The 11,622-nt window shown below is 58.7% G+C and carries 12 protein-coding genes; 8 read left to right on the top strand and 4 right to left on the bottom strand.

Annotation, left to right across the window (positions count from 1 at the left end):
• Nucleotides 1-142 precede the first annotated feature (142 nt).
• Together QSJ36_RS04340 and QSJ36_RS04335 are read left to right on the top strand one after the other, a co-directional pair.
• Nucleotides 143-1,006 carry a type II CAAX endopeptidase family protein gene (locus QSJ36_RS04340; protein WP_285467185.1) on the top strand — a complete coding sequence of 288 codons (864 nt, stop codon included), beginning with the start codon at nucleotides 143-145 and terminating at the stop codon, nucleotides 1,004-1,006.
• Nucleotides 996-1,892: a thiamine-phosphate kinase gene (locus QSJ36_RS04335; protein WP_285467184.1), complete on the top strand. Its 897-nt coding sequence runs from the start codon at nucleotides 996-998 to the stop codon at nucleotides 1,890-1,892. Before QSJ36_RS04340 ends, QSJ36_RS04335 begins: the two co-directional genes overlap by 11 nt.
• A 50-nt stretch (nucleotides 1,893-1,942) precedes the next feature.
• On the opposite strand, the gene QSJ36_RS04330 is transcribed toward QSJ36_RS04335, so the two are convergent.
• Nucleotides 1,943-3,784: a lysophospholipid acyltransferase family protein gene (locus QSJ36_RS04330; protein WP_102722167.1), complete on the bottom strand. Its 1,842-nt coding sequence runs from the start codon at nucleotides 3,782-3,784 to the stop codon at nucleotides 1,943-1,945.
• Between the two features lie 138 nt (nucleotides 3,785-3,922).
• Between QSJ36_RS04330 and cmk the strand changes: the two genes are divergently transcribed.
• The 3 genes from cmk to recF are packed head-to-tail and all read left to right on the top strand — an operon-like array spanning nucleotide 3,923 to nucleotide 6,247.
• Nucleotides 3,923-4,564 (top strand): (d)CMP kinase, encoded by a 642-nt coding sequence (gene cmk, locus QSJ36_RS04325; RefSeq protein WP_022397650.1) that lies wholly within the window; start codon nucleotides 3,923-3,925, stop codon nucleotides 4,562-4,564.
• Nucleotides 4,561-5,172 carry a lysophospholipid acyltransferase family protein gene (locus QSJ36_RS04320; protein ID WP_022397651.1) on the top strand — a complete coding sequence of 204 codons (612 nt, stop codon included), beginning with the start codon at nucleotides 4,561-4,563 and terminating at the stop codon, nucleotides 5,170-5,172. Before cmk ends, QSJ36_RS04320 begins: the two co-directional genes overlap by 4 nt.
• Before the next feature lie 19 nt (nucleotides 5,173-5,191).
• Nucleotides 5,192-6,247: a DNA replication and repair protein RecF gene (gene recF, locus QSJ36_RS04315; RefSeq protein WP_285467180.1), complete on the top strand. Its 1,056-nt coding sequence runs from the start codon at nucleotides 5,192-5,194 to the stop codon at nucleotides 6,245-6,247.
• Nucleotides 6,248-6,304: 57 nt separating this feature from the next.
• On the opposite strand, the gene QSJ36_RS04310 is transcribed toward recF, so the two are convergent.
• Nucleotides 6,305-6,808: a flavin reductase gene (locus QSJ36_RS04310; RefSeq protein ID WP_022397653.1), complete on the bottom strand. Its 504-nt coding sequence runs from the start codon at nucleotides 6,806-6,808 to the stop codon at nucleotides 6,305-6,307.
• Between the two features lie 162 nt (nucleotides 6,809-6,970).
• On the opposite strand from QSJ36_RS04310, the gene rnc reads away from it, so the two are divergent.
• Both rnc and QSJ36_RS04300 read left to right on the top strand, forming a co-directional pair.
• Nucleotides 6,971-7,666 carry a ribonuclease III gene (gene rnc, locus QSJ36_RS04305; protein ID WP_022397654.1) on the top strand — a complete coding sequence of 232 codons (696 nt, stop codon included), beginning with the start codon at nucleotides 6,971-6,973 and terminating at the stop codon, nucleotides 7,664-7,666.
• 143 nt (nucleotides 7,667-7,809) lie between these two features.
• Nucleotides 7,810-9,150 carry a porin gene (locus QSJ36_RS04300; RefSeq protein WP_285467175.1) on the top strand — a complete coding sequence of 447 codons (1,341 nt, stop codon included), beginning with the start codon at nucleotides 7,810-7,812 and terminating at the stop codon, nucleotides 9,148-9,150.
• 43 nt (nucleotides 9,151-9,193) lie between these two features.
• Here QSJ36_RS04300 and QSJ36_RS04295 read toward each other — a convergent pair whose 3' ends face one another.
• Complete coding sequence (locus QSJ36_RS04295; protein WP_215443725.1) at nucleotides 9,194-10,261, bottom strand: tyrosine-type recombinase/integrase; 1,068 nt, start codon at nucleotides 10,259-10,261, stop codon at nucleotides 9,194-9,196.
• A gap of 286 nt (nucleotides 10,262-10,547) precedes the next feature.
• Between QSJ36_RS04295 and QSJ36_RS04290 the strand changes: the two genes are divergently transcribed.
• Entirely contained in the window at nucleotides 10,548-10,853 is a 306-nt protein-coding gene (locus QSJ36_RS04290) for a TRL domain-containing protein (RefSeq protein ID WP_102729928.1), read from the top strand.
• Nucleotides 10,854-11,141: 288 nt separating this feature from the next.
• Here QSJ36_RS04290 and QSJ36_RS04285 read toward each other — a convergent pair whose 3' ends face one another.
• On the bottom strand, nucleotides 11,142-11,546 hold the full coding sequence (locus QSJ36_RS04285) for a hypothetical protein (protein ID WP_285467170.1): 405 nt from the start codon (nucleotides 11,544-11,546) through the stop codon (nucleotides 11,142-11,144).
• Nucleotides 11,547-11,622 lie beyond the last annotated feature (76 nt).

Below are 11,622 nucleotides of genomic sequence, written 5' to 3'. Positions count from 1 at the left end.
TCCTTCATGATTTTTTTTTGCGGAGTACGGGGCGATAGCTCACTTTCTGCTGGAAAATCACCGTGTTTTCACTAAAGAAGCAGGTGTCCTTATTCCGGCGTGGCGCTCCGGAAGGGCGGCCTATTCCACGCATACCTGTTTCATGAATGAATTAACGGACCAGCTTATTACCCTGTTCTCCTCCGCCCTGATTGCCGTCATGTTCATCGCCGTGGCGGTGGACATCTTCCGCCAGGCCCATGCGCCGAACATCCAGCGCCCCCTGAAATGGCACATCCCCGTGGACCATCTGGACATGCTGGACATCGCCATGTGCGGCATCATCGTCCTGTACTTCAGCCTGGGCGCCCTGATGGCTGCGGCCACGCCTCCGGGAGCCTCCGCTCCGCCCACCACTACAAACATGGAGCTGGACGGCTACAAGATTTTCAACGGCACCTGCCTGAACCTCATCCTGGCCTTCGTCCTGCTGGTGCGCATGTTCCACACGGGCAGAATGGAGGCGCTGGGGCTGAAAAAACATTCCCTGAAAGCCCTTCTTTATGCCCCCGTGGCGGGCTACCTGCTGGTGCTGGTCATCCACTTCCTGCTGGACAGGGCGGGCCTGTTCCAGTGGATTGAACAGGTCACGCACGCTCCGGCGGAGCAGTCCATCGTCTCCGTGCTGCGGCATTCCAGCGATATTCCCCTGGTTGTGGTCATCTGCTTCAGCGCCGCCATCGCGGCCCCGCTGGTGGAGGAACTCATCTTCCGCGGCTACCTGTACCCAATCATGAAAAAGTACACGGGCGCCTGGTTTGCGCTGGTCACCACGTCCCTGCTCTTCGGCATCATCCACGTCAGCCTGGTGCCCTTCATTCCGCTGGCAATCTTCGGGGCCATGCTGGTGCTGCTGTACGAATACACGGGCTCCATCTGGACGCCCATCATCGCCCACTGCATTTTTAACACCGCCACCCTCATCAACATCCTGTATCCCGGCGTTCTCCTTCCCTATGGAACCTGATCCCACCATCCGGCAGACGGGGGAGGACGCGCTGGTGGCCCGGCTCCTGCCCCTGATGCCCTCCAACGCCTTCCTGGTCACGGGACCGGGGGACGATTGCGCCGTGGCCCGGAGCTCCGGAAACCGTCAATTGCTCCTGAAAACGGACTGCGTGGTGGAAGGCATGCACTTCCTGCCTGGAACGGATCCCGAACTGATCGGCAGGAAGGCGCTGGCTAGGGCCGTCTCAGACATAGCGGCCATGGGCGGCACACCGCTTCACGCGCTGGTGACCCTGTTCGTGCATGCGGACCGTCCCGTCTCCCAGGTGGAAGGAATTTACCGGGGAATGGGACGGCTGGCACGGCAATTCGGCATCAGCATTGCCGGAGGGGAAAGCTCCGGCCTGCCGGAAGACGGCCTCATCATCAGCGTGGCCCTCACCGGAGAGGTTGCGGAAGGGAAAGCCGTCCTGCGCAGCACGGCGCGCGCGGGAGACCTGCTCGCCGTCACGGGCGTGCTCGGCGGCAGCTTTCCCACGGGGCACCATCTTTCCTTCATTCCACGGGTCAGGGAGGGCGGCGTACTGGCCGCCTCCGGCTTGGCCACCGCCATGATGGACCTTTCCGACGGTCTGGGGACCGACCTTCCACGGCTGGCCGCGGCCTCCGGACTGGGATTCCGCATTCATGAAGAACTCCTTCCCGTGCGCCCGGGCTTCACCGCGGCGCAGGCCGCAGGAGACGGGGAGGATTACGAGCTGCTGGTCACGTTCCGTCCCGGCGACCGGGAGCGGGTTGCCCGGCTGGCCGCGGAGCATTTCCCGGAAACGCCCTTCACCGTTATCGGAGAAATGACGACGGAACCCTCCTCCGCCCTTCCGTCAGGCTACAGGCATTTCAACTAGCCGGATAAGGGAAAAACCGGACCGGAACCCGGCAAAAAACGCCTGCGGAACTATTCCGCCGCCTTCTCCTCTTCCCTCTCCCGCTGCATGTAGGGCAGCAGCTGTTCGTACGTGTCCTTCCCCATGTAGCGCTTGATGGAACGTTCTGGAGACTTGAAAATGTCCACCAGGATCAGGCAGTCCAGCACATCGCCGAAATGCTTGTCCACGCTGAAAGACAGGATTTTTCCGTTCAGCTTCAGGTACTGGCGCAGCAGCACGGGAATTCCCTTGCCGTCCTCCTCAATGTCCGCCACGAGCTGGGAGAGCCCCTGGGCGTCCGTCAGGCCAATGGGCAGGATGCAGGATTCCGACCTCTTCAGGTCTGCCTTGCGGGGCGGATTGTAGGCTTTCACCTCATGCACCAGCACGGAGTCCATTTCATGCGCCTTCAGGTAGGAGACGATGAGGGCGCGGGAAAGGTTGGTGTAATCACGGGAGATGCTCACCGTGCCGAACAGGTAGCGGTAATGGTGGTTGCGGGCCATGAACTGGCCGATGCCTTCCCAGATGAAGCCGAGGGCCAGCGGCCTTTTCTGGTATTCCGGCACGATGAAGGCGCGTCCCATTTCCAGGGAGCGGTCCAGCACCTTCAGGGCGGCGGGGGTAAAGGAGAAATATTCCCCGTTATACAGCCCTTTCACGCCGTAGCGGGCGATGATCTTGTCCGTCTCCCCCATGCGGTAGGCCCCTGCAATCTTCCGGTGGGTCCTGTCCCACAGGAACAGGTGCTTGTAATGGTTGTCGTACGTGTCCAGGTCGCACGCCTTGCCGGAGCCCTCCCCCACCTGGCGGAAGGTGTATTCCCTCAAGCGCCCTATTTCAATCAGGATATTGGGGATTTGCAGGGCGTCCGCCACGTACACGTCCCAGTCTCCGTTCTCCTGGCGGGCATGCAGGCATTCCGCGGGCAGCGCATCAATCTCCGCCTGCATGTCCTGCACGGAAACGGGCGGAATCAGTGCGGCCATCTTCGCCTTCCGGTCCTTCCTGTGCACATGGGGACGGCGGCTCTTTTCATAACTCTTGCCCAGCAGGTAGGTGCGCAAGCGCAGATGGGAAACCAGGGCTTCATCGGAATCATACTGCCCAAGCTGGCTGAACGGAATGGGCTTGCCCACCACGATGCGGTGCGTACGGCGCCCGTCACGCCCCACTTCACGGGGAAGGAAGGCCACGCGCGCCTTGCGGTTGATGAGGGAAACGCCCTGGAACAGCAGGCTGTTGCGCCCCGGAAAATGCACGGGAACCACCGTCGCCTTCGTCATGCGGATGATGGCGGCGATGTTCGCGTTCCAGGGATCGTCCGTCACCCTCTTGTGGGCCAGGGAAAAGCTGGAGGCTGTGCCGGCGGGGAAAATGCCCAGAACGCCGCCCTTCCGCAGCCAGGAGATCATCTTGCGCATGCCGGAGAGATTCTTGCGCTTGGCGTTCTCATCCTCGTACACGTCCACCTTGATCAGCCAGGGTTCCAACTCCTGGCACAGGGAAAGCTGTTCGTTCGCCAGAATGCGGACGTCCTCCCTCACGCGGGTGAGCAGCTCTCCGAACATGATGCCGTCCGACAGGCCGTGCGGATGGTTGGCGACCACGACCACCGGCCCCTTCTTGGGGATATTTTCCAGATCCCCCGGGCGCAGTTGCAGCTTCAGGTTCAAATGTCTGGAAGCAAGCTGGAAGAAATTCTCCGGAGAACCGGATTCCTTGTCGCGCACGATCTTGTCGTACGCCTTGTTCAAGCGTTCCAGGCCCAGCAACTTTTCGGCGGACGCGGCCACCAGGGCGGGAAGGCGCGTATTCTCGTCCAAAATGTCTCTGATGTCCACCATCTTCGGGTGTTTGAGTTGGGCCATGCCCCGCTGTATAACGGATTTACAGGAAAAAGTGAAACTCTTTTTGCACGGGCCGCCGGAACGCAGTCTTGATTTCCACGGGGCGCAAAGCTACAATCCAAGCGGCTTTAGCCCCCATTTCCAACATAGAAGACACTCATGCATCCAGCCATCGCCATTGACGGTCCCGCCGCATCCGGAAAATCCACCGTCGCCAAGCTCATCGCGGACCGCCTCGGCTACACGTTCATCAACACCGGGGCCATGTACCGGGCCGTCACCTGGTACATGCTGGAACAGGGCATCGACCCTGCGGACACGGCCGCCGTGCTGGAAGCGCTGTCCTCCGTTCCCCTCTCCTTCGGAAAGGACGGCAGCCGCTCCGTGGTCCTGTGCGGGGAACGCGTGCTGGGTGAAGAACTCACGCGCCCGCAGGTTAACGACCACGTCTCCACCATCGCGGCCATTCCGGAAGTGCGCTCCCTGCTGGTGGAACGGCAGCGGGAATACAACCGCCGGGAACCCGTGGTGATGGAAGGCAGGGACATAGGCACCGTGGTATTTCCGGACACGCCGTTCAAGTACTTCGTCACCGCCTCCGAGGAAGTGAGGGCCTCCCGCCGCGCCGCGGAAGGCCTGACGGACTCCATTGCGGAACGGGACCGCAAGGACTCCTCCCGCGCCACCGCCCCGCTGGCCCAGGCTCCGGACGCCCTGCTGGTGGATACGTCAGACATGACGATCGACCAGGTCGTCCGTTTCATTACCGACAACATTCAACAAAAACTCTCCGCCAGATGAACTCCTTCTACTGGGTTTTCTACACGCTCTTTAAAAGCATTTCCAAAGCCTTCTTTTCCTGGAAAGTCGTCAACCGGGAAAAGCTCATTGAAGACGGCCCCGTGCTCATCGTCAGCAACCACCAGAGCTTTCTGGACCCGCCCATGCTGGGCATCTCCTATGAGGACGGCATCTATTTCTTTGCCCGCAAGACCCTGTTCCAGGGCATCTTCAAATGGGCTCTTCCGCTCTGCCTGGCCATCCCGATCGACCAGGAAAACCCGGACGCCGCCAGCCTCAAGCACGTCATCCGCCTGCTGAAATCCGGCAAGCGCGTGCTCGTCTTCCCGGAAGGTTCCCGCACTCCGGACGGTGAAATCCACGACGGCATGGGGGGCATCGGCCTCATTCTGAGCAAGACGAAGGTTCCCGTGCAGCCCCTGCGCATCAGCGGAGCGTATGAAGCCTTCCCCATCGGCGCCCGCTTCCCCAAACTCCACCCCGTCACGGTCACGGTGGGGGACCCAATCCCCTTTACTCCGGCGGAACTTAACGCCAGGGGAAAAGAGGCGTACCAGCATTTGACGGACAGGATCATGGACGCCATCCGCGCCCTCCCTGCGGAATAATCCCTCCTTCCCCTGCCCCATGATCTCCAGGCTGAAATTAATGGACTTCCGCTGCTACGGAAGCTTCTCCTGGCAGATTCCGCAGCAGGGGGCCATCATCCTGGGAAACAACGCCCAGGGAAAAACCAGCCTGCTGGAAGCCGTCTGCTTCCTGCTGCGCCTGCAATCCCCCCGCACCGCCCGGCCCGGCCCGCTGGCCGCTCACGGAAAGCAGTCCTTCGGCATCCGCGGAGAGCTGCCGGGGCAGGCCCGGCGCATCCTGTGGACCCCGGACGCTCCGGACCTCCGCGTCAACGGAGAGCCGCGCAAGGACCAGCGCAGCTATCTGGCGGACAGCTACCCTGTGGTATGGATGGGGAATGACGATCTTTCCCTGGTGCAGGCCGGAGCGGACGCCCGCCGGAAATACATGGACTTTCTGGGCAGCCAGTGGCACCCCGGCTACAGGCTGGCCCTGTTCAGCTACCGGAGGGCGCTGAAAACGCGCAACTACCTGCTCAAGCACAGGCACAGGGACAAGCTGCAGCTGGACGCCTACACGCGCCAGCTGGCCCTGCACGGCACGGAACTGAAAAGCCTGCGCGCCAGCCTGCTGACGCTGCTGGCCCCCCACATCACCCTCGCCTACCGCAGCATCGGCGGACGGGAGGAACAGGTGGCCGTGGCCTACCGCGCCTCGGAGGAAGGGGACCTGTATGAACGGCTGTGCGCCGCCGTGGACCGGGACATCCGGTACGGGCAAACCCAGAACGGCCCCCACCGGGACGACCTGGACATCACGCTGAACGGCAGGAGCGCCGCACAGTTCGCCTCTGAAGGGCAGCAGCGCACCATCGCCATCTCCATGAAGCTGGCCCAATCCTCCCTGCTCACGGAAGAAACGGGGCATACGCCCATCCACCTGATTGACGACGTCTTCGGGGAGCTGGACCCCACGCGCCGGGTGGCCTTTCTGCAATCGCTCCCGGCGGACGCGCAAAGCCTCATCACCACCACCCATCTGGACTGGCTGCACGATACCCCGTGCCCCCTGCCATCCTTCCGGCTGGAGGATTCCACGCTTAAACCGCTCTAAACAAACCGCGGGGAATTACGATAAACAAGAATTCATCCCGGCGGCATTTCCGGCACGTTATTCCTTCACCCAAACGTTCAGAATCTCCACGATGTACATCTTGTGGAAATCCCGCGCGGCGTACCACTCCGGTACAATGGTTTTGTCCAGAAAGGCTTCCGGATTGAGAGCCTCCGCATACAGCTTGCGGCATTCCAGCACCAGGCGCGCTTCCGTAAAACTCACGTTGCCGTTCTCCGTCGCATACGGCGTCAGTCCGGAGGCGGCCACCTTGTCCGTATCCCGTCCGCTCGTGGTGCCGCAAACAGTCAGCGCCTTGTGGTACTCATGGCTGAAGAAGGAAAGCGTGAACTCCTCCCCGGCCTCAATGAAGCCGAAGGTATGGCGCTGGGGACGGATAACCACGAATGCCACGGGCTTCTTCCACATGAAGCCCAGGCCGCCCCAGCTGGCCGTCATCATATTGAAATGCTCCGGCGTTCCAGCCGTCACCAGCATCCAGTCGTGCCCGATCAACTGCATGGCGTTATCCCGAATCTCCTTTGGATCAATCTTTTTCATCGCGGTCTCTAACGTTCGTTCGCGTACCATCCTACACCTCTCCAGCCATATGTCAAAGCCGCGGAGCGGCTGGGATGACGCGGAAAAGGCGTGCCCCGCCCTGCCGGAAACACCCTTCCTTTGGAGTTGCATTTCCGAATTGGCGGCCCTAGCATTTCCGGGATGAACTATACCGCGCTGGAAGACAAGCTGGGTTACCGTTTCAAAAACCCGGACCTGCTCGTGCAGGCCCTCACCCACCCCAGCACGGACAGCAAGCCGGAAACGCGCCGGACATATGAACGGCTGGAATTCCTGGGCGACGCCATTTTACAGCTTGCCGTCACACAGTACCTTTACCGCCACATGCCCCAGTCTCCGGAAGGGGAGCTGACCCAACTGCGCGCCCGCACCGTCAGCCGCGCCAATCTGGGCAAATACGGCTTCATCCTGGGGCTGGACAAATACATTGCCCTGGGAAAAGGGGAGGAACGGGCCGGAGGACGGGGAAAAAACTCCATCATCGCCAACACGTTTGAATCCGTCTTCGGGGCCATGTCGCTGGACTCCGACTATGAAACGGCCAAGGCCGTGGCCCTGCGCGTTCTTCATGAAGCGCTGGACTCCGCGGCCAGCCACCCCAAGGAAATCAACCCCAAGGGGGAACTCCAGGCCATTCTTCAGGACATCCTGCCCGAAACTCCTTCCTATGAAACGGAAGAAAAAGGGCAGAGGGACGCCGAAAACCGTTTTCACTCCCGCGTTTTCTGGCATGGACACGCCATCGGTTCCGGCCATGGAGCCAGCAAGCGGAAGGCGGAAGTGGCCGCCGCCGCGGACGCCCTGGCCGCCAAAGCATGGCTCCGCATTACCGTGTAACCTTCAATGAGACGGGTGGCTATTTTGTCACCCTTAAGCCTTGGACAGCCCTGTGGCTGGTTTGATAGACAGAAGCCGTCTCCGTGAGGAAGAACCTTCCCCGGAAGACCTTCTCACAGACACACACCAACCATAGAAAACAAATGAAAACCTATACTCTCCCCGTCATCGGCATCATGACTCTCGGAGCCGCCGCCTTTGCCGCCGCCACGCCTTCCACGGCATCCACCGGAGACGTTCTGCTGGCCCGCGACAGCTTTTCCACCTGCAAATGGCTCGGCGAACGTTTCAAGTGGTTCAATGCGGAACGGGATCACAAGAATCCCTACATCCAGGAATTCAACGTTTCCCTGCGCATGCAGTACGGACTGGACTGGATTGACCCGAACGGCGAAGGGCGCGTGATGGGTGAAAAGGAAGGCAACGGCCGCCGCTTCAACGACGAATGGCGCCGCTTCCGCGCCGGCTTCAACATGAAGTTCCTGAAAAACTTCAAGCTCAACAACGTCTGGAACATCGGCGGCATGGACGGTCTGGAAAGCTACAACGCGAAAACCAACACCTGGGACACCTCCGACCTGACCTACTCCCTGTATGAACTGAATCTGGAATACAAGGGGGGCCCCGTCACCTACGCCATCGGCAAAATGAAGCCGCGCATCACCGGGGAATACCGCACATCCTCCTCCGCCATCCTGACCATTGAACGCTCCATGCTGGTCAACCAACTCCGCTCGGAAACCAACTACGGGTTCCAGGTGAACAATTCCGACAAGAATGACAAGCTCGGCTGGGCCGCGGGCATCTGGATGAACGGCAACGGAGGAACCGGAACCGGCACGTTCAACAACCGCATTGAACCCGCCTTCAACTCCCGGGACAACTGCTTCGTCACCGGCACGCTCAGCTATGATACGTCCAACGACGTTTTCCTGAAAAAAAGCCGCCTGTGGCTGGATTACGCCCATAACTTCACCAACTGGGGCGACGACGCACAAAACAAGGCGTATGAAAAGCTCACCGGCTACGGCTTCAAATCCAAATACCAGGGCACCGGCGCCAAGGACGTGGTGGCGCTGACCTGGGAAGGCTCCCAGGGCGATTTCTCCCTGATGACGGAAGTGATGGCCGGCTTCAACGTCATTGGCATGAAGGCAGGGGCTGAAAACGTCTTCGGCGTGACCATCATGCCGTCCTACAAATTCACCCCCAACTGGGAAGGCGTGGTCCGCTACCAGATGGCAGCGGGCAGCAACGCCGTGAAATGGGAAAAGCGCTATACGCAGAACTCCACCTATTCCGGCACTTCCGACTGCATGCAGGCCCTGTACCTGGGCGTCAACTACTACATTTTCGAATGCAACCCGAACATGGCCAAGATCATGGCGGGCGTTGAATACGCCCATTCCAACGGCACGGACGCCAGCAAGCAGAAAGGCTTCACCGGCTGGAGCTACAACATTGCCTTCCGCACCAATTTCTAAACTGCCGGACGGCATCATTCCGTCAATGTATGGCCGCCTCCATTCAGGGGCGGCCATTTTTTATGGAGGAAAAACCCACGTGGCAGTTCCCCCAGAAGACGGCGGCCGTCATTTCCGTAATGCCTTCCATATTCAAATACCTGGTCCTTAACAAATCAGAAGAAGCATGCCCCATTTCCATCTGCAATACATGCAGATTCTTGAAATGCCTGGCAAAATAACTGGCGAACGTATGCCTTAAAATATCCGCAGTCCATTTCTTCTCCTTCCCGTCCCACCCGGCCAGACGCCTCAACGCCCTCCACTTTGCCGGCCAGTTATGCGGGCACACGCTTCCTGTCCCGAATCCCATGGCTGCAGCTCGTTCCAGCAGGTTTCTCAAAACCGGCCGGATCGTCACGATGCGAGCTCCTCCCGTTTTGCTGTGCCTCGCCTTCAAGGAAACCATGCCCTCCCGTAAATTAATCTGCGCCCAATCCAGGCGCCTCACCTCCTCCGGACGAATACCGGCATACAGCATAAGCCCAATCGCGGCCAGGCACGCCCCGTTGGCATACTCCGCCGCCGCCGTCAGCAACCGGTGCATTTCTTCCAGGGACAGCACGGGAATGGGGTTCTCCTGCAGCCTTGGAAGGTCTACATACGCCACCGGGTTTTCCCGGCACCAGCCGCGTTTCACAGCTGTTCCGAAAACACCGCTAAGCACCAACCGGGCCTTATGCCTCTGCCTGAGGGTTCCAAATGATTTTTCCAGCCAGGCACGGCATTCCTGGGGCGTGATGAAGCGTACAGGCCTCCGGGCCATTTCCGGACAGCACCTTAGCAGACGCCGGCTGATATAACGGAAATCATCCCTGGTTCTTTTCCTCCGGTCATGCCGGGCCTCCATGGCCTCATCCACGGCTCTCCTGAACGCCACGGTTTTTCTTCTGGCAATTAAAGCCTCCTCTCCCAGACGGATGCATTCCCTCGCTCTCTTCCGGCGACCGCCGCGCCCCCTGCTGGCCTGTAGCAATTCATGCGCCAGCTGGGCGGCTTCTACCACATCCAGCCCTGTTTTTCTTAAAATGGCCAGAGCCGCATGGTCCATTTCTGATATTTCCTCTTTCATTCCATCTATTTTGCCGCGGGTTCAGAATCCGCAGTCAAGTAAAAATAGTACTTTATTAATCAAAAGGTTCAGTGATTCCATCCTATTACCCTTCACCGCACCGCCATCCCAGTAATTCTTTTCCAAACCGTTTAATGACAAAGAGGACGCAGGAATTTCTATACGGATTCTGAATTCGCTATCCGTCAACACAGGCCTTCCCTTTTGGGCATCCGCGGTTGCATGACGCCGCATGAAACCTCCCATAAGGAGAAGGCCTGTCAAACCAATTAATTGAAATCCAATAATGAAAAACCTCCTCATCCTGCTCTCATCCTCCGCCCTGCTTTGCAGCTGCGGCGGCCTCACAAACCACCCCACGGGACTGGTATATGCCAACGTATCAGACCCCATCGCCGCTACTAATTCCTCCGGATCCCGCACCGGGGTAGCTACGGCTACTTCATACCTCGGCCTGGTTGCCGTGGGCGATTCCTCCATCTCCGCCGCCAAGGCCCAGGGAGGCATCAGCACGGTCTCCAGCGTGGACGTCAAGCGTGAAAACATCCTTGGCGTAGTCAGCAAGTACACCACCACCGTCAAAGGCAACTAATCCTCTTGCGGTGTCTTCATACAGCCGTGCGTCAAAAGGCGCACGGCACTCTTCCTATCTGCTTTTCCTTTTTACTTCCTGCAATCCTTTATTTTTCCGGTTATGAAAATTCACCTGCCTTACACTCTCCGCAGAATACTGCTCTCCCTGCTCCTTCCGGTCGCTGGCACATCCGTGTCCATGGGAACCGACCTTTTCCAAAACTATGAAGAAACGCTGTCTTTCAACGATGGAAGACATCGCTTTGTATATGATTTCAATTACTCATACGATCCTCCTACATTATTTTTATCTTTTCAGAATAACAAAGCCATAGAATTTCTCAATAACAACATCAATGGAAGTGGTGGAGCCATTTCTATAGCTACTTCCTGGTCCGATGGTTCCAAAGGACAAGCGGAATTCCTGAATAACGAAGGCCCCATCAGATTTATCAACAACACTGCAACAAGCACTGGGGGAGCAATAGAGGGCGGATCTCTGAAGCTGACGTTTAAAAACAATCTCGGAGATATCCTCTTTGAATCCAATCACGCTGGTCATTCCGGAGGCGCTATTTACGGAAGAACAGGAAATGATTTTACATTTAAAGACAATAACAACGTCATTTTCCTGAATAACTCGGCCGATATATACGGAGGAGCCATCTATACCACTGGAACCATCAATTTCGACGGAAACAACCAGGTTCATTTTACCGGCAACAGTTCCCAATTCGCGGGAGCTATCTACGCCTCTTCCCTAAACATTGCCAACACCAAAGGGGAAG

Origin of the sequence: Akkermansia sp. NBRC 115031, from assembly GCF_030268505.1 — a bacterium.
GTDB lineage: Bacteria > Verrucomicrobiota > Verrucomicrobiia > Verrucomicrobiales > Akkermansiaceae > Akkermansia > Akkermansia massiliensis.
The sequence above is the reverse complement of the archived record's forward strand: the minus strand, read 5'-3'. Positions and strand labels throughout refer to the sequence as shown.

Bases quoted from the DNA above. Each gene is read 5' to 3' on its own strand.
- QSJ36_RS04340 (WP_285467185.1), top strand. From the start codon at position 143: ATGAATGAATTAACGGACCAGCTTATTACCCTGTTCTCCTCCGCCCTG.
- QSJ36_RS04335 (WP_285467184.1), top strand. From the start codon at position 996: ATGGAACCTGATCCCACCATCCGGCAGACGGGGGAGGACGCGCTGGTG.
- QSJ36_RS04330 (WP_102722167.1), bottom strand. From the start codon at position 3,784: ATGGCCCAACTCAAACACCCGAAGATGGTGGACATCAGAGACATTTTG.
- cmk (WP_022397650.1), top strand. From the start codon at position 3,923: ATGCATCCAGCCATCGCCATTGACGGTCCCGCCGCATCCGGAAAATCC.
- QSJ36_RS04320 (WP_022397651.1), top strand. From the start codon at position 4,561: ATGAACTCCTTCTACTGGGTTTTCTACACGCTCTTTAAAAGCATTTCC.
- recF (WP_285467180.1), top strand. From the start codon at position 5,192: ATGATCTCCAGGCTGAAATTAATGGACTTCCGCTGCTACGGAAGCTTC.
- QSJ36_RS04310 (WP_022397653.1), bottom strand. From the start codon at position 6,808: ATGAAAAAGATTGATCCAAAGGAGATTCGGGATAACGCCATGCAGTTG.
- rnc (WP_022397654.1), top strand. From the start codon at position 6,971: ATGAACTATACCGCGCTGGAAGACAAGCTGGGTTACCGTTTCAAAAAC.
- QSJ36_RS04300 (WP_285467175.1), top strand. From the start codon at position 7,810: ATGAAAACCTATACTCTCCCCGTCATCGGCATCATGACTCTCGGAGCC.
- QSJ36_RS04295 (WP_215443725.1), bottom strand. From the start codon at position 10,261: ATGAAAGAGGAAATATCAGAAATGGACCATGCGGCTCTGGCCATTTTA.
- QSJ36_RS04290 (WP_102729928.1), top strand. From the start codon at position 10,548: ATGAAAAACCTCCTCATCCTGCTCTCATCCTCCGCCCTGCTTTGCAGC.
- QSJ36_RS04285 (WP_285467170.1), bottom strand. From the start codon at position 11,546: ATGAACCTGGTTGTTTCCGTCGAAATTGATGGTTCCAGTGGTATAGAT.